Source organism: Sphingopyxis sp. MWB1 (assembly GCF_000763945.1).
Lineage (GTDB): Bacteria > Pseudomonadota > Alphaproteobacteria > Sphingomonadales > Sphingomonadaceae > Sphingopyxis.
This window is the reverse complement of record NZ_JQFJ01000004.1, coordinates 71,744-91,005: the sequence shown is the minus strand read 5'-3', so window position 1 is coordinate 91,005 and position 19,262 is coordinate 71,744. Positions and strand designations below refer to the sequence as shown.

Annotated in this window: 20 protein-coding genes and 1 other RNA gene; 10 read left to right on the top strand and 11 right to left on the bottom strand. The window is 64.6% G+C overall.

What is annotated here, in order from left to right; translation table 11 throughout:
• Positions 1-520: 520 nt before the first annotated feature.
• The 4 genes from JV18_RS0113140 to JV18_RS0113125 are packed head-to-tail and all read right to left on the bottom strand — an operon-like array spanning position 521 to position 3,229.
• Positions 521-1,063 carry an NUDIX hydrolase gene (locus JV18_RS0113140; RefSeq protein ID WP_033075415.1) on the bottom strand — a complete coding sequence of 181 codons (543 nt, stop codon included), beginning with the start codon at positions 1,061-1,063 and terminating at the stop codon, positions 521-523.
• Between the two features lie 37 nt (positions 1,064-1,100).
• Positions 1,101-1,790 carry a TPM domain-containing protein gene (locus JV18_RS0113135; protein WP_033075414.1) on the bottom strand — a complete coding sequence of 230 codons (690 nt, stop codon included), beginning with the start codon at positions 1,788-1,790 and terminating at the stop codon, positions 1,101-1,103.
• 10 nt (positions 1,791-1,800) lie between these two features.
• Positions 1,801-2,631, bottom strand: a complete 831-nt coding sequence (locus JV18_RS0113130) for a TPM domain-containing protein (RefSeq protein ID WP_443027802.1) — start codon at positions 2,629-2,631, stop codon at positions 1,801-1,803.
• Position 2,632: 1 nt separating this feature from the next.
• Entirely contained in the window at positions 2,633-3,229 is a 597-nt protein-coding gene (locus tag JV18_RS0113125; RefSeq protein WP_033075413.1) for a LemA family protein, read from the bottom strand.
• Between the two features lie 119 nt (positions 3,230-3,348).
• Between JV18_RS0113125 and mscL the strand changes: the two genes are divergently transcribed.
• Both mscL and ssrA read left to right on the top strand, forming a co-directional pair.
• Positions 3,349-3,777 (top strand): large conductance mechanosensitive channel protein MscL, encoded by a 429-nt coding sequence (gene mscL, locus JV18_RS0113120; RefSeq protein ID WP_033075412.1) that lies wholly within the window; start codon positions 3,349-3,351, stop codon positions 3,775-3,777.
• Between the two features lie 60 nt (positions 3,778-3,837).
• Positions 3,838-4,191: a transfer-messenger RNA gene (ssrA, locus tag JV18_RS15080) on the top strand.
• Between the two features lie 492 nt (positions 4,192-4,683).
• On the opposite strand, the gene JV18_RS0113115 is transcribed toward ssrA, so the two are convergent.
• Positions 4,684-5,091: a MerR family transcriptional regulator gene (locus tag JV18_RS0113115; protein ID WP_033075411.1), complete on the bottom strand. Its 408-nt coding sequence runs from the start codon at positions 5,089-5,091 to the stop codon at positions 4,684-4,686.
• A 73-nt stretch (positions 5,092-5,164) separates the two neighbouring features.
• Here JV18_RS0113115 and JV18_RS0113110 point away from each other — a divergent pair, with 73 nt between their 5' ends.
• Complete coding sequence (locus JV18_RS0113110) at positions 5,165-5,788, top strand: cation transporter (RefSeq protein ID WP_033075410.1); 624 nt, start codon at positions 5,165-5,167, stop codon at positions 5,786-5,788.
• Positions 5,789-5,816: 28 nt separating this feature from the next.
• Here the strand turns inward: JV18_RS0113110 and JV18_RS0113105 are convergent, their stop codons facing one another.
• A complete protein-coding gene (locus JV18_RS0113105) occupies positions 5,817-6,194 on the bottom strand; it encodes a copper resistance protein CopC (protein WP_033075437.1) in 378 nt (125 codons plus the stop codon).
• 123 nt (positions 6,195-6,317) lie between these two features.
• Here JV18_RS0113105 and JV18_RS0113100 point away from each other — a divergent pair, with 123 nt between their 5' ends.
• The 5 genes from JV18_RS0113100 to JV18_RS0113080 all read left to right on the top strand — a co-directional run bounded on the left by JV18_RS0113100 (position 6,318) and on the right by JV18_RS0113080 (position 10,728).
• Entirely contained in the window at positions 6,318-6,605 is a 288-nt protein-coding gene (locus JV18_RS0113100) for a hypothetical protein (protein WP_144243975.1), read from the top strand.
• Positions 6,602-7,042, top strand: a complete 441-nt coding sequence (locus JV18_RS0113095; protein ID WP_033075408.1) for a periplasmic heavy metal sensor — start codon at positions 6,602-6,604, stop codon at positions 7,040-7,042. The genes JV18_RS0113100 and JV18_RS0113095 overlap by 4 nt, the downstream gene beginning before the upstream one ends.
• A 41-nt stretch (positions 7,043-7,083) precedes the next feature.
• Positions 7,084-7,620, top strand: coding sequence for an RNA polymerase sigma factor (locus JV18_RS0113090; protein ID WP_052072251.1), 537 nt, complete (start codon positions 7,084-7,086; stop codon positions 7,618-7,620).
• Positions 7,621-7,684: 64 nt separating this feature from the next.
• Complete coding sequence (locus JV18_RS0113085; RefSeq protein WP_033075406.1) at positions 7,685-9,481, top strand: copper resistance system multicopper oxidase; 1,797 nt, start codon at positions 7,685-7,687, stop codon at positions 9,479-9,481.
• Positions 9,478-10,728: a copper resistance protein B gene (locus tag JV18_RS0113080; protein WP_033075405.1), complete on the top strand. Its 1,251-nt coding sequence runs from the start codon at positions 9,478-9,480 to the stop codon at positions 10,726-10,728. The genes JV18_RS0113085 and JV18_RS0113080 overlap by 4 nt, the downstream gene beginning before the upstream one ends.
• 286 nt (positions 10,729-11,014) lie before the next feature.
• On the opposite strand, the gene JV18_RS0113075 is transcribed toward JV18_RS0113080, so the two are convergent.
• The 5 genes from JV18_RS0113075 to hutI are packed head-to-tail and all read right to left on the bottom strand — an operon-like array spanning position 11,015 to position 16,803.
• On the bottom strand, positions 11,015-11,584 hold the full coding sequence (locus JV18_RS0113075) for a HutD/Ves family protein (protein ID WP_052072241.1): 570 nt from the start codon (positions 11,582-11,584) through the stop codon (positions 11,015-11,017).
• Entirely contained in the window at positions 11,581-13,251 is a 1,671-nt protein-coding gene (gene hutU / locus JV18_RS0113070) for a urocanate hydratase (RefSeq protein ID WP_033075404.1), read from the bottom strand. Before hutU ends, JV18_RS0113075 begins: the two co-directional genes overlap by 4 nt.
• Positions 13,248-14,054, bottom strand: coding sequence for an N-formylglutamate deformylase (gene hutG, locus JV18_RS0113065; RefSeq protein WP_033075403.1), 807 nt, complete (start codon positions 14,052-14,054; stop codon positions 13,248-13,250). The genes hutU and hutG overlap by 4 nt, the downstream gene beginning before the upstream one ends.
• Positions 14,051-15,583 carry a histidine ammonia-lyase gene (gene hutH, locus JV18_RS0113060; RefSeq protein ID WP_033075402.1) on the bottom strand — a complete coding sequence of 511 codons (1,533 nt, stop codon included), beginning with the start codon at positions 15,581-15,583 and terminating at the stop codon, positions 14,051-14,053. Before hutH ends, hutG begins: the two co-directional genes overlap by 4 nt.
• On the bottom strand, positions 15,580-16,803 hold the full coding sequence (gene hutI / locus JV18_RS0113055; RefSeq protein ID WP_033075435.1) for an imidazolonepropionase: 1,224 nt from the start codon (positions 16,801-16,803) through the stop codon (positions 15,580-15,582). Before hutI ends, hutH begins: the two co-directional genes overlap by 4 nt.
• Positions 16,804-16,885: 82 nt before the next feature.
• On the opposite strand from hutI, the gene JV18_RS0113050 reads away from it, so the two are divergent.
• Complete coding sequence (locus JV18_RS0113050) at positions 16,886-18,262, top strand: formimidoylglutamate deiminase (protein WP_235303461.1); 1,377 nt, start codon at positions 16,886-16,888, stop codon at positions 18,260-18,262.
• Positions 18,259-18,984 carry a histidine utilization repressor gene (hutC, locus tag JV18_RS0113045; protein WP_033075400.1) on the top strand — a complete coding sequence of 242 codons (726 nt, stop codon included), beginning with the start codon at positions 18,259-18,261 and terminating at the stop codon, positions 18,982-18,984. The genes JV18_RS0113050 and hutC overlap by 4 nt, the downstream gene beginning before the upstream one ends.
• Positions 18,985-19,262: the final 278 nt, after the last annotated feature.

Here is a 19,262-nt window from a genome sequence, read left to right as displayed (position 1 = left end):
TTCTGGCCGGCCTCCTCCTCGCCCGCCCCCTGCTGCGCTGGCGGTTCGGCGTACGCTGAGCCCTCATCATGCGCCTTCGGGCTATCCGCTTCCCCTCATTCGTCATGCCGGACTTGATCCGGCATCCACGCCCCGGCGCGCAGGAAAAGAATCCGATTCGCACAGAAGCGCAGAGAACGCAGAGGGAGAAGAGATAGCATTCCCGCGGAGACGCGGAGAAAAGAGAGGAACGGCAAAGCCGCTCAATAGTGTCTCCTTTACGAGCCGCGGCGGCAACTCATAGGGCGCCAACCTCTCCCAACAACATCTCTCAGCGCCTCCGCGTCTCCGCGCGAATCCCAAAAAAATCTCTGCGCTCTCTGCGCCTCTGCGCGAATCTCCATCCAAGCCTATCCCCTCAGAATGGTCCCGATGGTCAATCCAAACCTTTTGACACCCGGAAGACGCTGGCACATGGATCCCGGACCAGGTCCGGGATGACGAATGAAAGACAAGCGGAAAACGATCCGCAGCCCCGCTGTCACCCCAGCAAGCCGCCCGCGATCAGCATCGCCACCCGCACATCGACCCCGCAATCCTCGGCGCGCTTCGCGGCCAGAAAATCCTCTATGCCGTTCAGCGGGACGCGGTGGACGACGATATCTTCGCTATCGGTCCCGCCGCCCTCGCTGACTTTCACCAGATCGCTTGCAACCAGCAGGGTAAAGCTTTCGCTGACCATGCCCGGCGAGCTGTGAAATTCGCCGACCACGCGCCAGTTTTTTGCCTGATAGCCGGTTTCTTCCTCCAGCTCGCGCGCGGCGGCGATTTCGACGGCTTCGCCCGCGACATCGTCGCCGACCAGTCCGGCGGGCAGTTCGATGCAGCGGCGCTTCAGCGGTACGCGATATTGTTCGACCAATATGATGTGTCGCCCGTCCGCCGCATCGTTGATGGGCAGGATCACGGCGGCGTGAATGCCGCCGGGGCGCGACACATATTCCCAGCTTTCCTGGGTCTTGACGCTGATATAGCGGCCTTCCCACCGGGTTTCGATGGGGGCGTCGGGCGCGGGGAGAGTCATATTTTTCCTGTTGTGGATGGGGAGAAAGGAAGGAGCCCTAGATTTCGATCAGCCGGTCGCACAGCTCATTGGGATTGCCCTCGCTCTTGGGGAAATGCTCGGCCAGCACAAGGCCCATTTGCCGCACGGCCTCGGCCATGCCTTCGCCCGGATGGCCTGCACGAATGCGTTCGATCAGCGCGGCCATGGCGTCGCCCCATATTTCGGGTGCCACCTTGGCGGCAATCGCCTCGTCGGCGACAATATCGGCGCGATGCTCGTTCAGGCTGACATACAGGAGCACGCCGGTGCGGCCCATGGTCTTGGCCTCGGTGCCGACCTTGAAGAGGTCGATGGCGCGCGCCCGCACGCGGCCCGCGCGGATCGCGCGCGGGGTCAGGAACAGGCGCAGCGGCCGCCAAAGCAGGAACAGCCACACGCCGATCCATTTGATCGCGCCAAAGGCGAGGACGATGCCCAGCCATTCATTGGCGGTCGGCTGGTGCCCCCATCCGCCGCGCAGAGCATCGTAAAGCGCCCGGAAACATTCGGGAAACAGCGCGACGATCGACATCGCCAGAAAGGCGCACAGGCTCGCCCACACCAGCGCGACATCGTCATAGCTGTCCGATTGCGCGGCGATGATGGTGACGATTTCGCCATCGGTATCGCGCTCGGCCGCGGCCACGGCATCGGTGACGATGCGGTGGTCGGCTTCGCTCACATGGCTGACCTTGCGTAATGCCATTGTTCGTCCCCTACCAGCCACCCGACGCGCCGCCGCCGCCAAAGCCGCCGCCCCCGCCGGAGAATCCGCCGAAACCACCGCCGCCAAAGCCGCCGCCACCCCAGCCGCCACCGCCGCCCCAATGATCGTCATTGCCCCAGATGATGATGGGCGCGGCGCCCCACGGGCCGCTGCGTCGCCCGTGCTTTTTCCCCCGCCGGCCAAAGGCGGACATCATCGGCAGGATGAAAAAGAAAAAGACCACGAACAGAGTAAAGAACAGCCCGCCCATATTGCCGCCCTCGGCGCGCTTGCGTTCGGCCTTGTCGGCGGCCGCGACGCGCGCAGCGGCTTCTTCGGGGGGCAGCTCCAGCTGCTCGGCGATGGCGTTAACCCCCGCCTGAATGCCGCCGGGAAAATCGCCCTCCTTGAAATGGGGGGTAACGTCGTTGCGGATGATCCTTCCCGACAGGGCGTCGGTCAGCACGGGTTCAAGCCCATAGCCGACAGAGATATTCATGCGCCGTTCGTTTGGCGCGATCAGAAAGATAACGCCGTCATTTTCTGCCTTGCTGCCAATGCCCCAGTGACGGCCCAGTTGATAGCCATAATCGCTGATCTCATAGCCCTGAAGGTCGGGCACGGTCGCAACCACCAGTTGCCGCCCGCTGCGTTCCTCCAGCCCCGCGAGCTGCGCGTTGAGCGCGGCTTCCTCGGCAGGCGGAATGATATCGGCCTGATCGACGACGCGGCCGGTCAGTTCGGGAAACTGCTGCGCGGCGGCAGGCACCGCTGCCGCCAGCAGCGCCAGCCCGGGAAGGATGGCGGCTGCCAGCGGGCGGAAAAAGGCGGTCAATGTCACCTTATTGCCCGAAATCGACCTTCGGCGCCTGATTGGCGTTGGGGGTTACCGCCTTGAACGGCGTCATCGGCTCGGCGCCATGGACGATTTTCGCGCCGATAATGTCGGGGAAGGTGCGGATCGTCGTATTATAATCCTGCACCGCGCCATTATAGTCGCGAATGGCGATGTTGATCCGGTTTTCCGTGCCCTCAAGCTGGGTCATCAGATCGGCGAAACGCCCTTGGCTTTTGAGGTCGGGATAGCGTTCGACCGACACGAGCAGGCGGCTGAGCGCGCTCGACACATTGCCTTGCGCCTGTTGAAAGGCTTCGACCTTGGCGGGATCGTCCAGATCGCCGGGTTCCAGCTTGACCTGGGTGGCCGATGCGCGCGCCTGGATGACGCTTTCCAGCGTTTCCTTCTCGATATTGGCGGCGCCCTTGGCGGTTTCGACCAGATTGGGGATCAGGTCGGCGCGGCGTTGATAGGCGGCCTCGACATTGGCCCATTGGGCCTTGGCCGCTTCCTCCTTGGTCGGCACACTGTTGATGCCACATGCCGACAGCGACAGGGCGGCGGCCGGCAGGATCATCCAGCGGGCGGAACGAAAGTTCATCGGTCAATCTCCCTCCATCGGCGTTTTGCCGTGACAATACAGATAATAGGAAGGGCGGGGCGTTTACGCAATCGTAACCGGCCAGACGGATGAAACGCCATCAGCCTGGGAGTGTTACAATGCTGGCAGAATTCAAGAAGTTCATTGCCAAAGGCAATGTTATGGATTTGGCGGTGGGGGTTATCATCGGGGGGGCTTTTGCCACCATTACCAAATCGCTTACTGACGACGTCCTCATGCCGCTCGCCGGCGCCATTTTCGGCGGGGTCGATTTTTCCTATCTCTATGTGCGTCTCGGCCCCTTGCCCGAAGGTATTGCCGCGGGCGATTATGCCGCGCTCAAAAAGGCCGGTGTCGCCATGTTCGGCTATGGGGCCTTTTTGACGGCGGTGATCAATTTCCTGATCCTGGCTTTCATCATTTTCCTGCTGGTGCGGTGGGTTAATCGCATTGTTCGCGGGGAGGAAGAAAAGGAAGAGGCCGAACCGGCCGCGCCGACCGAAGTGGAGCTTTTGGCCGAAATTCGCGACGCTCTCACGAAAAAATAGCGTGAAACCAAGGGGGAGGGGGCGTCCTGGTGCCGCTGTCCCCACGCCGGTCTGAACCTCCCTCTTCCCAAGGCAGGCCGGGCTTCCTATATGGGAAGGGCCGGTTTCGACCGGCTATGAGGATAAATGGTGTCGTGGAATAGACACAGCGGACCCGGGGGCAGTACCCGGCGGCTCCACCACAAATCCGCTTCCCGCTTGGGACGCGGGTTTCTGACGGGGCCGAACCAGGATCGACGTGTGTTCAAAGACGATATTTTCTTCCGGGCTGAGTAACCCGTTAAAGGCTCAAAACCAATAGGTGCTAACGATAACGAAGCACTCGCTCTTGCTGCCTAACCGATAAGCCTCACGGCCTAAGGTTAGACAAATAGAACGCGGTTCGGACCGAACCGGGCAACAGAATCGGATACCAGCGGCTGGGGACGAGCCGGGCAACAGAATCGTCCCACCTTCCCTCTCACGATTGTTGAAAGTTGCACGACCTTTGCGGCCGTGCCGCGTGGGATTCCGCAAGCGGAACAGATAAATGGGCCCGCGTGACCCATCACCGAGCGCCCGCCCGTCGTCATCCCGCGCCTGCACCGATCCGTCCGCGCGGCCTTGTCCCCTTACGTCATCCCGGGCTTGATCCGGGACCCGCCTTCTTCTTGCGCCCCACCCCTCATTCGTCATGCCGGACTCGATCTGGCATCCATGGCCCCAGCGTCGGAAAAGAATATAGTTTCGCGCGGAGGCGCGGAGAAAGGAAAGGAGCGGCCAAGCCACTCGTTATTGCTCCCTTGCAGGGAAGGGCGACAGCTCATCGGGAACTAACCGATCCCACGTTAAGCCAATTCTCCGCGTCTCCGCGTGAATCCCAAAAACTCGGCGTCCTTTGCGCCTCTGCGCGAAATAAACCACCCCTCAATGCCCCGCGCATTGCCCATGATCGCCCAGCGCCTCGATCACCCGGCAGTCCCCCGCCTGTCCACCGCGGCAGCGGCCGACGATGCGTCTCAGCTCGTCGCGCAGCGCTTCGAGCTGCGCGATTTTCGCCTCCACCTGTTCCAGATGTATGCTCGCAATGCGGTCGGCCTCGCCGCAATCGCGCGCCGGATGGTCGGACAGGTCGAGCAGCGAGCGTATCTCCTCGATCGTAAAACCGAGTTCACGCGAATGGCGCACAAAGCGCAGCCGCGCGCGATGCGCGTCGCTATAGCTGCGATAATTGGCGGCGGTGCGCCCCGGTTCGGGCAGCAGGCCGATCCGTTCATAATAGCGGATGGTCTCGATATGGGTGCCTGTGGCGCGCGATAATTGACCGATTTTCATGGCTGGCTTGACCCTGTAGTGGCTACAGGCTGCATATAGGATGCCGACTCGAATAACCAAGGAGGCTTCGGCCATGGCAGACCAATGCTGCGCCAGCAAAAGCGGCCCGGCCGCGCTTAACGACCCGCGGTGGCGGCGAATTTTATGGATCGCGCTGATCGTCAATGGCGCGATGTTCGCGATTGAAATGGCGGCGGGGGTCGCGGCGGATTCGCGCGCGCTTCAGGCTGACGCGCTCGATTTTCTGGGGGATAGCGCCAATTATGCGATCAGCCTTGGCGTCGCGGGAATGGCGCTTGCCTGGCGCGCCCGCGCTGCGCTGGTGAAGGCGCTGACGATGCTCGTCTTCGGCCTCTGGGTGCTCGGCTCGGCGCTGTGGGCTGCGGTCTCGGGCAGCGCGCCGCAGGCGGAAACCATGGGGCTGATCGGTGCCATGGCGCTGGTCGCCAATGTCGCCGTCGCACTGCTTCTCTATCGCTATCGCGCGGGTGACGCCAATATGCGCTCGGTCTGGATCTGCTCGCGCAACGACGCCATCGGCAATCTCGCCGTCATGGGCGCCGCGCTCGGCGTCTTTGGCACGGGACAGCGCTGGCCCGACCTTGGCGTCGCTGCGATCATGGCGGGGCTGGCCATCTGGGGCGCGGCGGAAATCATCCGCCAGGCGCGCGGCGAACTGGCGGCGGGGCGGCCTTGAGCTCGCCCCGCCGCTCCGCCATCCCGGCCTATTTCACCTTGAAGTCAAAGGCGCCGGTCCTCTTGTGCCCGTCGCTTCCCGCCGCCGTCCATTTGACCTGATAGGTGCCGGGGACCAGCGCGCGCTTCATCGTCAGCGTCATCGACCGGCCATCCTTGCCGATGGCGCTCGTCAGCGGCATTTTCATCGGCGGATGATCGGTCATACCCGGCATTGCGGTCATCACCACCTCGGCGCGCGCGCTGGCGGGGGCAATAACATCGCTGAAGCGCAGTTGCACCTGCGTCACCTTGCCCACGCTTGCCCCCGCCGCCGGGGTCGATGCCGCCAGCGAGACATGGGCCTGCGCGCCGGGCGCGAACAGCAAAGAAGCGATCGCCATCGCAGTAAACAGATATTTGCTCATTATTTCCTCCATCGGAACCCTTGCTTTGCTATTACGCAGGGCGGGCGCAGCCCCCTTGGCTCCAGGAAAATTTCCAGGGCGGGCAAGGGGCGCGGCGCGCGCATGCGTATGGAAGGGGTGAGGATGAAAGAAACAGATCCACTGACCGGCCAGCTTTCCATGCTGGGCAAGGCGCCATTGCCCGACGCACTCGACGCGCTCGACGACCGCGTGCTGGGCGCGCTGGAGACGCGGCGGCGCGAAGCAGCGGCGATGCGGCGGATGCTCGCCATCGCGGCCTTTGTCTCGCTCGGCGGCGGCATGGTCGCGGGCAGCGTGCTGCCCGGCCCGGCGGTCGCGGCTAGCCCGCTGACCCCGCTGGCGCCCGCCAGCCCGCTCGCCCCCGCTGCCTTGCTGGGCGGCGGCGAATGAACAGCGCACGCCGCCTGCTGCTCGTCGCGGCGGTCGCCTTTATCGCGGCCTTTGCGGGGATTTTCGCGGGGCGGCTGATCCTCGATCAGCCGCGCGCGAGCGAGACGGAGCTGCACGCGCTGCTCCATGACGAACTCGATCTTTCGCCCGATCAACATGCCCGGCTCGACCGGATCGAGAGCGATTTCGCGGCCCGCCGCGACGCGCTGCAGCGCGAAATGCGCGCCGCCAATGTCGCGCTCGCCCGCGCGATCGAGGCCGAGCATGGCTATGGCCCGCAAGTGACCGAGGCGATCGACCACAGCCACCGGGTGATGGGCGAATTGCAAAAGGAAACCTTGCAGCATCTCTTCGCGATGCGCGACGTGCTCGACGCCGACCAGGCGGCGATGTTCGACAAAAGCGTGGTCAAGGCGCTGACCGCCGATGCGCGGTGAAGGCGCAGACGGAGCACGAAAGCGACCAGCAACTGGCGGCCATGGCACAGGCCGGCAGCGAAGCAGCCTGCCGCGAAATCCTGCGCCGGTACAAGGGCTTTACCTATCGGCTGGTCTACAGCCATGTCGGCGACGCCGACGAGGCGTTCGATCTGACACAGGAAGCCTTCGTCTCCGCCTTTGCCGCCATTCACCGCTATGACGGCGCGCGTCCCTTTCGCCTGTGGATCGCGCGCATCGCGCTCAACAAATGCCGCGACTGGGCGCGGCGGCGCAAGGTGCGCGCCTTTTTCGCCCGCGCCCTGCCGCTCGACACCGCGGTCCATGTCGCCGCCGAAGCCCCGCCGCCAGACCGGCAGGCGGGCGACCGCGCCGAACTGGCGCGCGTCCGCGCGGCCATGGCGGCGCTGCCGCCGCGCCTGCGCGAGGTCCTCTTGCTGCGCGGGGTGGAGGAAATGAGCCAGGCGGAGGCCGCCGCAACGCTGGGGGTCAGCCAAAAGACGGTCGAAACCCGCCTCTATCGCGCGCGCCAGCAATTGCGCGATGCGCTGGATGAAAAGCAGGATGGCGGGGAATAACAGACCTGTTTTTAAGGGGCTGGCCCTCCGGCTGCGTAACAGATGAAGAGTTTGACAGGAGCATATGATTTCCATGCAGATTGACCGGCGCCTTTTCATGGGCGGGGCCTTGGGCGGCGGCGCAGTGGCCGCGCTTTCCTCCTATTTTCCCGCCTGGGCGCAGCCCGTCTCGCCCGGCATCGCCGCCCCGCTCCCCAGCGTTTCGGGGGAGGATATTCAGCTTCGTATCGCACGCCGCACGCTGCGCGTCGATGGCCGCACCACCCGCGCCATCGGCATCAATGGCACCATTCCCGGCCCGCTGATCCGCCTGAAGGAAGGGCAGCAGGCAAAGCTCACCGTCATCAACGATCTTAACGAGGACAGCTCGATCCACTGGCATGGGCTGATCCTGCCTTTTCACATGGATGGCGTCCCCGGCGTCAGCTTTCCTGGCATCAAGCCGCGCGCGCGTTTCGTCTATGAATTTCCGATCCTGCAATCGGGGACCTATTGGTATCACAGCCATTCGGGGCTTCAGGAACAGCTTGGCCATTATGGCCCCATCGTCATCGACCCGGCGGACGCCGAACCCGCGCCTTTTGACCGCGAACATGTGATCGTCCTGTCCGACCACAGCACGCTCGCGCCCGAGGAAATCTTTCGCAAGATGAAGGTCAATCCGGGCCATTTCAACATGCAGCGCCAGACGTTCGCGGGCCTGCTCGCGGGCAAGGACCAGTCGCTCAAGGAACGTATTGAATGGGGCGCGATGCGGATGGACCCCACCGATGTCGCCGACGTCAATGGTTCGACCTATACTTTCCTCGTCAACGGCTATGGCCCGCGCGACAATTGGACCGCGCTGTTCCGGCCCGGGGAGCGGGTGCGGCTGCGCATCATCAACGCCTCGGCGATGACGATATTCAACGTCCGCATTCCGGGGCTGCGCATGACGGTGGTTCAGGCCGACGGGCTGCATGTCCGGCCGGTCGCGATCGACGAATTTCAGATCGGCGTTGCCGAAACCTATGATGTCATCGTCACGCCGGATGAAGACCGCGCCTTCACCTTCGTTGCCGAGGCCAATGACCGGTCGGGCATGGCGCGCGCGACGCTCACCCCGCGCGTCGGGCTGGTCGCGCCGGTGCCCGCGCTGCGCGCGCGTCCGCTCGCAACGATGAAGGATATGGGGATGGACATGTCGGGCGGCGGCGACGCCGCCTGCACCCCCGAACATGCCGCCATGGGCCATTGCACGCCAGCTGGTGACGCCTCGGGCGCCGCCGATCACGCCGCGATGGGCCATGGTGCGGGCGGCATGGACCACAGCATGCGCGATTTCGACGTCGCGCCGCAGGTAAAGCGCGACCCCAGCGTCCAGTCCATCTCCCCCATGCCCGTCGACCGCATGGCCGAACCGGGGCAGGGGCTGGAGGATGTGGGGCATGAGGTGCTGACCTATCACCACCTCGTCGCGCTCGACCGCAACCCCGATGTGCGTGCGCCGGAACGCTCGCTCGACATCCACCTGACCGGCAATATGGAACGCTTCATGTGGTCGTTCGACGGGGTGAAGATGTCCGACCATCACGAACCCATCCCCTTTATCGAGGGCGAGCGGGTGCGCGTGAACCTGATCAACGATTCGATGATGAGTCACCCCATCCACCTGCACGGCCATTTCTTTGAACTGGTGACGGGGAAGGGCGATCACGCGCCGCGCAAGCATACGGTGATCGTCCAGCCGGGCGGCATCGCCACCTTCGATTTCACCGCCGACGCGCTCGGCGACTGGGCGTTCCACTGCCATCTTCTCTATCATATGCACGCGGGGATGATGCGCGTCGTCAGCGTCCGCCCCAAGGGAGAGGCAGTATGATGCGCGCCTCGATGTTGCTCGCAGGGCTCTCGGCGCTGGCGCTCGCCGCGCCCGCGCTTGCCCAATCGCATGGCTCCGAGCATGGAACATCTCATCAGGGACATGCGGCGCAGGGCGATCATTCCGCCCATAAAGCGCCGACTTGCACCCCCGACCACGCTGCCATGGGCCATTGCAACATGGAAGCCGAAGCCGGGCAGGGCGGGCATGACGCGCACCAACGCCAGCCGGGTCATCAGGATCATCGGAGCCATCAAGCGCCCACCGCGCCTGCCAACCACGATGCTCACTCGGATCATGGCGACCATGGCGCCCACAGCGTCCACGGCGCCCACAGCGGCCAAACCGCTCCGCCTCCGGTCGATCCGCACCCGAGCCACGCCATGCCCGCGGTTTCGGCAACCCCGGCTACGCCCGCCTGCACGCCAGACCATGCCGCCATGGGCCATTGCACGCTCGATGTTGCCACCCCCGGCGCGGCGGACGGCAAAAGTGGCACCGACCTCCCCGCAGGCGACGCCCCCGCGCCGCCGCCGCCTGGCGACTGGTATGCCGACCGCATCTTCCCCAAGGCCGCGATGGAGCATTCGCGCCATGAAATGATGGTCGAAAATGGCGACCAGACCTTCGGCTTCATCAGCGCCAATTTCGAATATCTGGCGCGAAAGGGGCATGACAGCCTCGCCTGGGATGCGGAAGCTTGGTTCGGCGGCGACATCAACCGGCTGACGATCAAGGGCGAGGGCGAAAGCGAAATCGGTGAAGGGTTTGAAGGCGGCGAGGCGCAATTGCTCTACAGCCGCGCCATCGGTCCCTATTTCAACGCGCAGGCGGGTGTCCGCCGGGATTTCGGCCCCGGCCCCGACCGAAGCTATGCCACTATCGGCTTCGAAGGCCTCGCCCCCTATTGGTTCGAGGTGGAGGGCGCGCTCTTCCTCTCGGACAAGGGCGACGCTTTTGCCCGGATCGAGGGCGAATATGACCAGCGCATCACCCAGCGCCTCGTCCTCCAGCCCGCAATAGAGGCCGATTTCGCGCTGCAGGGCGTGCCCGAAAGCGGCATCGGCTCGGGGCTTTCAAAAGCCGAACTGGGCCTGCGCCTGCGCTATGAAATCATCCGCGAATTCGCCCCCTATGTGGGCGTCCAATGGGAACGCAAATTTGGCGCCACCGCCGACTATGCCCGCGCCAGCGGCAAAGCCGTGGAAACAACCGCCTTCATCGTCGGCGTTCGCATCTGGTTCTGAGCGAGAGCAACCGCGCCCCTCCGCCACCCCGAACTTGATCGCGGCAATCCTTCCACCCGTTACATGTGCCCCGGCGAAAACCGGGGCCGGGGGAGGAGAAGCGCAACCGCGCGTGGCCCCAGCCATCGCCGGACACATCTATCGATTTGGCAAAAGGAGATAGGCTAGGGAGCAAGCCCGAGCTGCAGAGCGTCGCGTCTTGGTCCTCGGCCCCAATCCCCGGCACTTCCTTCTCACCCCGCTCGTGTCGAGCGAAGTCGAGACACCCCTCAACCTCACACCTGCCTTAAGCGGAAAATAAATCAAGTATAATCAAATATTTATCTTCAAAATCTGTCACGCCATCGCCATTCAGCAATAGCGCATCCCCCGCCTCCAGCACCAGCCGCGTCTCCCCAGTCTCCACCGCCTCCCGCTCCCGCGCCACCACCAGCCGCTGCTTTGGCCGGGGGCCCGGAACCTGCCCCGCCAAGCTTACGCTGCGCGGCACTTTCGCTAACATCCGGCCCCGCCGGGTCATGATGTTCAGTACGGAACAGCGCCCGTCCAGCGGACGCCCGCTCACCTGCGCTTCGCCCGGAAAAGCGCGGCCTTCATCGCCCGGCGCCAGACATATCGTCTCGCCTTCGATGTTCAGTTCGAGCACTCCGGTCAGTGGAACCAGTAGCCGCTCGATCCCCGGCCAATCGGAAAAGTTGCCGGGGGTATCAATCGTCGCCAGGCTCGCCCGCCACAGGAAATCGCCATCCCCCGCACCCGGCGGATCGACCCAAATCTCCTGCGTCACCCCGCCGCCATTGCGCCACGGCTGCAGGCTTCGCTCCCCCGCGCGCAGGATCAGCGGCGCGTCGCTCATCCCAAAATGCCGGGCAGGTCCAGCCCCTTCTCCCGCGCGCAGTCGATCGCAATCTCATATCCCGCATCGGCATGGCGCATGACCCCCGTTGCGGGGTCGTTCCACAGCACCCGCTCCAGTCGCTTCGCCGCTTCCGGGGTGCCGTTGGCGACGATCACCATGCCGCTATGCTGCGAATATCCCATGCCGACGCCGCCGCCATGGTGCAGCGACACCCAGGTCGCGCCGCTCGCGGTGTTGAGCAGGGCGTTGAGCAGCGGCCAGTCCGACACCGCATCGCTGCCGTCGCGCATCGCCTCGGTCTCGCGGTTGGGGCTAGCGACCGATCCGCTGTCGAGGTGATCGCGTCCGATGACGATCGGGGCCTTGAGTTCGCCCGACGCGACCATTTCGTTGAACGCCATGCCCAGCCGGTGCCGGTCACCCAGGCCGACCCAGCAAATGCGCGCGGGCAGCCCCTGAAAATGGATCTTCTCGCGCGCCATGTCGAGCCAGCGGTGAAGATGCGCATTGTCGGGCAACAATTCCTTCACCTTGGCGTCGGTCTTGTAGATATCCTCCGGATCGCCCGACAGCGCCGCCCAGCGGAACGGCCCCACGCCCCGGCAGAACAGCGGGCGGATATAGGCGGGAACGAAGCCGGGGAAATCGAACGCATTGTCGACCCCTTCATCTTTCGCGACCTGCCGGATATTATTGCCATAATCGGTCGTCGGCACCCCTGCCGCCTGAAAATCCAGCATCGCGCGGACATGCACCGCCATTGACGCCTTGGCCGCCTTCGCCACTGCTTGCGGGTCGCTCGTCCGCTTCTCGACCCACTCGGCCACGCTCCACCCGGCGGGCAGATAGCCGTTGACCGGATCATGCGCGCTCGTCTGGTCGGTCAGCATGTCGGGGCGGATGCCGCGCGCATAAAGCTGGGGCAATATTTCGGCGGCATTGCCAAGCAGGCCGACCGACACCGGCTTTTTCTCCGCACAGCTTTGCTCGATGATCGCCATCGCTTCTTCGATCGTCTGCGCGGCCTTGTCGAGATAGCCGGTGCGTAGCCGCATTTCGATCCGGCTCGGCTGGCATTCGATCGCCAGGCACGACGCCCCCGCCATCACTGCCGCGAGCGGTTGTGCGCCGCCCATGCCGCCGAGGCCGGCGGTCAGCAGCCATTTGCCCGACAGGTCGCCGCCATAATGCTGGCGCCCCATCTCGACAAAGGTTTCATAGGTGCCCTGAACAATGCCCTGCGTGCCGATGTAAATCCACGACCCCGCGGTCATCTGCCCATACATCGCCAGCCCGCGCTTATCGAGTTCGTTGAAATGATCCCAATTCGCCCAATGCGGCACCAGATTGCTGTTCGCGATCAGCACGCGCGGCGCGTCGGCGTGGGTGCGGAAAACCCCCACGGGCTTGCCCGACTGGACCAGCAAAGTCTGATCATCTTCCAGCCGCTTCAGCGCCTCGACGATCCGGTCGTAGCTTTGCCAGTCGCGCGCCGCGCGGCCGATGCCGCCATAAACGACCAGTTCATGCGGCGCTTCGGCGACGTCGGGGTGCAGATTGTTCATCAACATGCGCAGCGGTGCTTCGGTCAGCCAGCTTTTGGCGTTCAGTTCGGTGCCGGTCGGCGCCTTGATGATGCGGCTGTTGTCGAGACGGGTGGTCATGCGGGTCCTTTCGCAAAGTCGAGAGCAGCGGCGATCACCTGCCGCAGCACGGGCAGGATCGCAGGGTCGGAATGAAGGGGGGCGGGCCAGTTGGCCTCATCCGGCGCAGCAGGCTCGGACATATAACCGCGCATCGCCAGTTCCATCTGGATCGCATGGATGCCGTCCGCCGGGCGGCCATAGTGGCGCGTCGTCCAGCCGCCTTTGAAGCGGCCGTTGACGACATGGCTATCGCCGCTTGCCGCGCAGATAGCTGCAATGGCGGTTTCGAGTTCGGGGGCGCAGGTCGCACCGCCGTTGGTGCCAATATTATATTGCGGCAGTTCGCCGTCGAACAGGCGCGGCACCCGGCTGCGGATCGAATGCGCATCATAAAGGACGACGCGCCCATGGACGCCGCGCAGCCGATCAATCTCCGCCGCCAGCGCGGCATGATAGGGATCGAAGAAGTTTTGTCTGCGCGCCGCAATCTCATAGGCATCGGGACCCGCGCCGGAATAGAGCGGATCGCCCTCGAAACTCGTCGTCGGGCACAGCTCGGTCGTCGCCTGCCCTGGATAGAGCGATGCGCCCGACGGGTCGCGGTTCATGTCGATGACGGCGCGCGAGATGTCGGTTGCCACCGTCGTTGCGTCCATGTCCTGAACAAAGGCGTAAAGCTCGGCGATCCACCAGTCAGTGTCGAGCCGCGCGCGCCATGGCGACACGAAGCGATCCTCACGCCCCGCCAAACCGGTGCCGCCATGCGGAAAGGCGACCACCAGCGGCGCCTCGCCGCGATGAATATGCAGCCAGTCGCTCATGGGGCTACGCCCGGCAGTGCGACCTTGGCCGCCTCGACCAGCGCGCCGTTGCGGACCATTGCATTGGCCGCTTCCATATCGGGATGGAAATGGCGGTCATGGTCGAGCATCGGCACGTGCGAACGCAGCAGCGCCCGCGCGCGTTCGAGCGCTTCGGACGAGGCCAGCCCGCTATGAAAATCGCACCCCTGCGCCGCCGCCAGCCACTCGATGCCGATCACCGCCTGGGCATTTTCCGCCATCTCCAGCAGGCGCCGCGCACCATGCGCGGCCATCGACACATGATCTTCCTGATTGGCCGAGGTCGGGATCGAATCCACACTGGCGGGATAGGCACGCTGCTTATTCTCGCTGACCAGCGCCGCCGCCGTTACCTGCGGGATCATAAAGCCCGAATTCAGCCCCGGCTGCGGAGTCAGAAAGGCGGGCAGGCCCGACAGCGCGGGATCGACCAGCATCGCGATGCGCCGTTCGGAAATCGACCCAATCTCGCAAATCGCCATCGCGATCATGTCGGCGGCAAAGGCGACGGGTTCGGCGTGAAAATTGCCGCCCGAGAGCGCTTCATCGGCGCCCGCAAAGATCAGCGGATTGTCGGACACGCCGTTCGCCTCAATCTCCAGCGTCGTTGCTGCCTGCCGCAACAGGTCGAGCGCGGCGCCCATCACCTGCGGCTGGCAACGCAGGCAGTAAGGGTCCTGCACGCGCGGATCATCCTCGCGGTGCGAGGCGCGAATGGCTGATCCCGCCATCAGTTCGCGCAGCGCGCCAGCCACTTCGATCTGTCCGCGATGGCGGCGCAGTTCGTGGATGCGCGCATCAAAGGGCGTGTCCGAGCCCTTGGCGGCCTCGGTCGAAAGTGCGCCCGTCACCAGCGCGCTTTGGAACAGCAATTCGGCTTCGAACAGTCCGGCAAGCGCATTGGCGGCGGAAAATTGCGTTCCGTTGAGCAGCGCCAACCCTTCCTTCGCCGCCAGTTCCAGCGGCTCCAGCCCGGCTTCTTTCAGCGCTTCTGCGGCGGAAAGGCGCCGCTCGCCGACGTACATGTCCCCGACGCCGATCATCGCCGCCGCCATATGCGATAGGGGCGCCAGATCGCCGCTCGCGCCGACCGATCCCTGTGACGGGATCACCGGGGTCAGCCCCTTGGCAAGCATCGCCTCCAGCAGGGCAATGGTCTCGAGCCGGACGCCTGAGGCGCCCTGGGCCAGACTCGCAAGCTTCAGCGCCATCATCAGCCGCACGATAGGAATGGGGGAGGGCGTACCGGTTCCCGCCGCATGGCTCAGCACGATATTGCGTTGCAGGGTCGCCAGATCGGCGTCGTCGATCCGCACGCTCGCGAGCTTCCCAAATCCGGTATTGATCCCGTAAACGGGCGCCCCCTTGGCCAATATCCGCTCCACCGCCGCCGCGCTTTCGGCGATGCGCGGCGCCGATGCCGGGTCCAGCCGAAGCGCCGCGCCGCGATAGATGGCGCGCCAGTCGGCCAGCGTCACGGCGCCGGGGGAGAGCAGGATTTCGGTCATTGGCCACTCCAGATACGGGCATGGAGCGGGTTCGCCCCGATGCGATAGACAAGTTCGGCGGGACGCTCGATGTCCCAAATGGCAAGGTCGCAGCGCTTTCCGGCCTCTAGTGTCCCGATCTCGTCCGCCAGACCCAGCGCACGCGCGGCGTTGCGCGTGACGCCCGCGAGGCATTCGGCGACGGTCAGGTGGAACAGGGTCGCGCCCATGTTGAGGGTCAGCAGCAGCGAGGTCAGCGGTGACGTACCGGGGTTGCAGTCGGTCGCGAGCGCGATCGGGACGCCTGCTTCGCGCAACGCCGCAATTGGCGGCAGGCGCGTTTCGCGCATGAAGTAAAAGGCTCCGGGCAGCAGCGTCGCGACCGTCTCTGCCTGCGCCATGGCGGCGATCCCCGCTTCATCGAGATATTCGAGGTGATCCGCCGACAAGGCGCCATGCCGCGCCGCCATCGCCGCGCCATGCTGGTTCGACAATTGTTCGGCGTGCAGCTTGACCGGCAGCCCTGCGTGCACCGCCGCCGCAAACAGTCTCTCGGTTTGTCCGGCACTGAACCCGATGCCTTCGCAAAAGGCATCGACCGCATCGGCCAGCCCCTCGCGCTGTACGGCGGGCAGCATTTCGTCGATCACCAGCGCCATATAGGCATCGGCGTCACCCGCATATTCGGGGGGCAGGGCATGAGCGCCCAAAAAGGTCGTGGCGATATGCAGCGGGCGCTCGGCTCCCAGCCGCCGCGCGGCGCGCAGCATCTTCAGCTCATTGGCGGTGTCGAGACCATAGCCCGATTTCACCTCCAGCGTCGTCACCCCTTCAGCCATCAGCGCATCGACGCGGGGCAGGGCACTCGCGACCAGCTCATCCTCACTGGCCTCTCGCGTTGCGCGCATCGTGGAAACAATGCCGCCGCCCGCACGGGCAATTTCTTCATAAGAGGCGCCTTCCAGCCGCAGCTCGAACTCATGCGCGCGGTTGCCGCCATGCAGGATATGGGTGTGACAGTCGATCAGGCCGGGGGTGATCCAGCGCCCCGCGCAATCGACTTCCTCGGCGGCGTCAAAGGCGGGGGCATCGGCGGCAGGTCCAGCATAGAGAATGCGGCCGTCGCGCGCGGCCAGCAGCCCGTCTTCGATGAACCCCATGGCGGCGCTTCCATCGCCCGCGCCCGATGGTCCTGCCATCGTCGCCAGCCGCGCATTGCGCCACAGCCTGTCGCATCGCATCGCCGAATCTCCCTTCGCCACGATCATTGCATCCCGCTGCTTTAATGTATAGACATAATTGAAACAGTGGATGGGAACTACGATGGCAAAGCCGGTCATGGCGGATAAACATCTGCATTTCGCGCAGGCGCTTTCGCCGGGTGGCTGGGCGAAGCATGTGCGTATCGGCATCGCCGATGGGGTCATCACCACGCTGGTCGAGGGGGTGGAGGCAGAGGCGGGGGACGAATGTCATGCCATCGGCCTTCCCGGCATGCCCAATCTACACAGCCATGCGTTCCAGCGCGGCATGGCGGGGCTGGCCGAACGGCGCGGACCGGGCGACGACAGTTTCTGGACCTGGCGTGAAATCATGTACCGCTTCGTCGACCGCATCGACCCCGACGGGCTGCGCGCGATTGCCGCGCTGGCCTATATGGAAATGCTCGAAAGTGGCTTCACGCGCGTCGGCGAATTTCATTATCTCCACCATGATCCGGCGGGGGAGGTCTATGCCGATCCGGCGGAGATGAGCCGCGCCATAATCGCCGCTGCTGCGGAAACCGGCATTGCGCTCACCCACTTGCCGGTCTTCTACGCCCATGCCGGTTTCGGCGGAGCAGCGCCGCAACCGGGCCAACGGCGCTTCCTTCACGACCTCGACGGCTTTGCGCGCCTTCTCGACGGCGCCCGGGCGGCGGCAATGCAGCTTCCCGACGCGATTGTCGGGGTCGCACCGCACAGCCTGCGCGCAGTGACGGCTGCGGAACTGGGCCATCTTCCGGCCTTGGCGGGAAACAATCCCATCCATATCCATATCGCCGAGCAGGTGAAGGAAGTGGAGGATTGTCTAGCGTGGAGCGGGCAGCGGCCCGTCCAATGGTTGCTCGATCATGCAGGCGTCGATGCGCGTTGGTGTCTTGTGCATGCCACCCATATGACCCCGGACGAAACGCGCGCGCTGGCTGCCAGCGGCGCGGTTGCGGGGCTGTGCCCGATAACCGAGGCCAATCTGGGCGATGGTCTGTTTCCCGCCCCCGCCTTCCTCGCCGCGGGCGGGCGCTTTGGCATCGGGTCCGATTCCAACGTACTGATCGACATGAGCGAGGAACTGCGCTGGCTCGAATATGGCCAGCGCCTTTTTGCACGCGGGCGCAACATGCTGGCCCCGGACGCCGGGCGGTCGACAGGGCAGGTGCTGTTCGAGGGCGCGCTTGCGGGGGGCGCGCAGGCACTGGGGGTTGCCGCGGGGCTGAGTGTCGGGCATGCGGCCGACATGATCAGCCTTGACCCCGACCATCCCTCGCTTGCCGGGCGCAGCGGCGCAGCGCTGCTAGACTCCTTTCTCTTTGCCGCCGGGCGCGGCGCCATCGACCGGGTCTGGCGGCGCGGCAAGGACGTGGTGCGCGACGGGCGTCATATAGCGCGCGCCGCTGTCATCGCCGATTATCGTCGCGCGCTGGAGCCGCTGGTCGCGTGACCCTGCCGCTGCACGAACGCATCCGCAGCGAGATAGAGGCGTCGATCCTGTCAGGCACACTTTTGCCCGGCGCGCGCCTGCCCACCGAACAACAGCTGATGCAGCAATATGGCTGCGCGCGCATGACGGTGAACAAGGCGCTGTCGGCGCTCGCCGCGGCGGGTCTGATCGACCGGCGCAAACGCGCCGGTTCCTTTGTCGCGCGGCCCAAGGTTCATTCGATGGTGCTCGACGTTCCCGATCTGGAGCAGGAAGTCGCGCAGCGCGGGCAGGCCTATCGCTTCAATCTCATCCGGCGGACGGTGCGTATACCGCATCCCGACCGGCCCGATGAGGTGCAATTGGCCGGAAGCGGCGCCTTGCTTGCAATAGAGGGGGTGCATCATGCCGATGACGCGCCGCTTGCCTTTGAAGAACGGTTGGTCAGTCTGAACGCCGTGCCCGATATCGCCGATCAGGCCTTCGATACCGCCTCGCCCGGCGCATGGCTTCTCAAACATGTGCCATGGACCGAAGCGGAAACGCGCATTGCCGCCGTTCCCGCCGATCATCTGACGGCGATGCGCCTCAAGATCGCGGTCGCTGCCGCCTGCCTGCTGGTTGAGCGGCGGACCTGGCGCGGCGAGGAGGGCATCACTTTGGTACGCCAGCAATTTGTGGGCAGCGCCTATGACATGATGGCCCGTTTCGGCTCAGCGCGAAGCACGACAGGCCAGAGCTAGCCAAAATTCAGGAGCGGGCGAGCCGACCAACTCCCGTCTGCACACCGCCAAGGTTTGGCATCAATCCACCATAGGACATATTGTCCACTTCTGGGTCGATCGCTCCCCGGATATTTCCTTACGGTCCCGAGCCTTGCTGCGTCACACTCTTACGCAGCACGGGACGCCATTCGCCTTAAATTTCTCCAAAATTGAGGGGTGGGGGTAGCCGACGCGTATCCTATATGCCGGTTCATCTGGCAATATGACGTATAAGTATTTGATATAAATTAAAAAAA

Excerpts from the sequence above, each read along its gene's own strand:
- JV18_RS0113140 (WP_033075415.1), bottom strand. The coding sequence starts at position 1,063 with ATGACTCTCCCCGCGCCCGACGCCCCCATCGAAACCCGGTGGGAAGGC.
- JV18_RS0113135 (WP_033075414.1), bottom strand. The coding sequence starts at position 1,790 with ATGGCATTACGCAAGGTCAGCCATGTGAGCGAAGCCGACCACCGCATC.
- JV18_RS0113125 (WP_033075413.1), bottom strand. The coding sequence starts at position 3,229 with ATGAACTTTCGTTCCGCCCGCTGGATGATCCTGCCGGCCGCCGCCCTG.
- mscL (WP_033075412.1), top strand. The coding sequence starts at position 3,349 with ATGCTGGCAGAATTCAAGAAGTTCATTGCCAAAGGCAATGTTATGGAT.
- JV18_RS0113115 (WP_033075411.1), bottom strand. The coding sequence starts at position 5,091 with ATGAAAATCGGTCAATTATCGCGCGCCACAGGCACCCATATCGAGACC.
- JV18_RS0113110 (WP_033075410.1), top strand. The coding sequence starts at position 5,165 with ATGGCAGACCAATGCTGCGCCAGCAAAAGCGGCCCGGCCGCGCTTAAC.
- JV18_RS0113105 (WP_033075437.1), bottom strand. The coding sequence starts at position 6,194 with ATGAGCAAATATCTGTTTACTGCGATGGCGATCGCTTCTTTGCTGTTC.
- JV18_RS0113100 (WP_144243975.1), top strand. The coding sequence starts at position 6,318 with ATGAAAGAAACAGATCCACTGACCGGCCAGCTTTCCATGCTGGGCAAG.
- JV18_RS0113095 (WP_033075408.1), top strand. The coding sequence starts at position 6,602 with ATGAACAGCGCACGCCGCCTGCTGCTCGTCGCGGCGGTCGCCTTTATC.
- JV18_RS0113090 (WP_052072251.1), top strand. The coding sequence starts at position 7,084 with ATGGCACAGGCCGGCAGCGAAGCAGCCTGCCGCGAAATCCTGCGCCGG.
- JV18_RS0113085 (WP_033075406.1), top strand. The coding sequence starts at position 7,685 with ATGATTTCCATGCAGATTGACCGGCGCCTTTTCATGGGCGGGGCCTTG.
- JV18_RS0113080 (WP_033075405.1), top strand. The coding sequence starts at position 9,478 with ATGATGCGCGCCTCGATGTTGCTCGCAGGGCTCTCGGCGCTGGCGCTC.
- JV18_RS0113075 (WP_052072241.1), bottom strand. The coding sequence starts at position 11,584 with ATGAGCGACGCGCCGCTGATCCTGCGCGCGGGGGAGCGAAGCCTGCAG.
- hutU (WP_033075404.1), bottom strand. The coding sequence starts at position 13,251 with ATGACCACCCGTCTCGACAACAGCCGCATCATCAAGGCGCCGACCGGC.
- hutG (WP_033075403.1), bottom strand. The coding sequence starts at position 14,054 with ATGAGCGACTGGCTGCATATTCATCGCGGCGAGGCGCCGCTGGTGGTC.
- hutH (WP_033075402.1), bottom strand. The coding sequence starts at position 15,583 with ATGACCGAAATCCTGCTCTCCCCCGGCGCCGTGACGCTGGCCGACTGG.
- hutI (WP_033075435.1), bottom strand. The coding sequence starts at position 16,803 with ATGCGATGCGACAGGCTGTGGCGCAATGCGCGGCTGGCGACGATGGCA.
- JV18_RS0113050 (WP_235303461.1), top strand. The coding sequence starts at position 16,886 with ATGGCAAAGCCGGTCATGGCGGATAAACATCTGCATTTCGCGCAGGCG.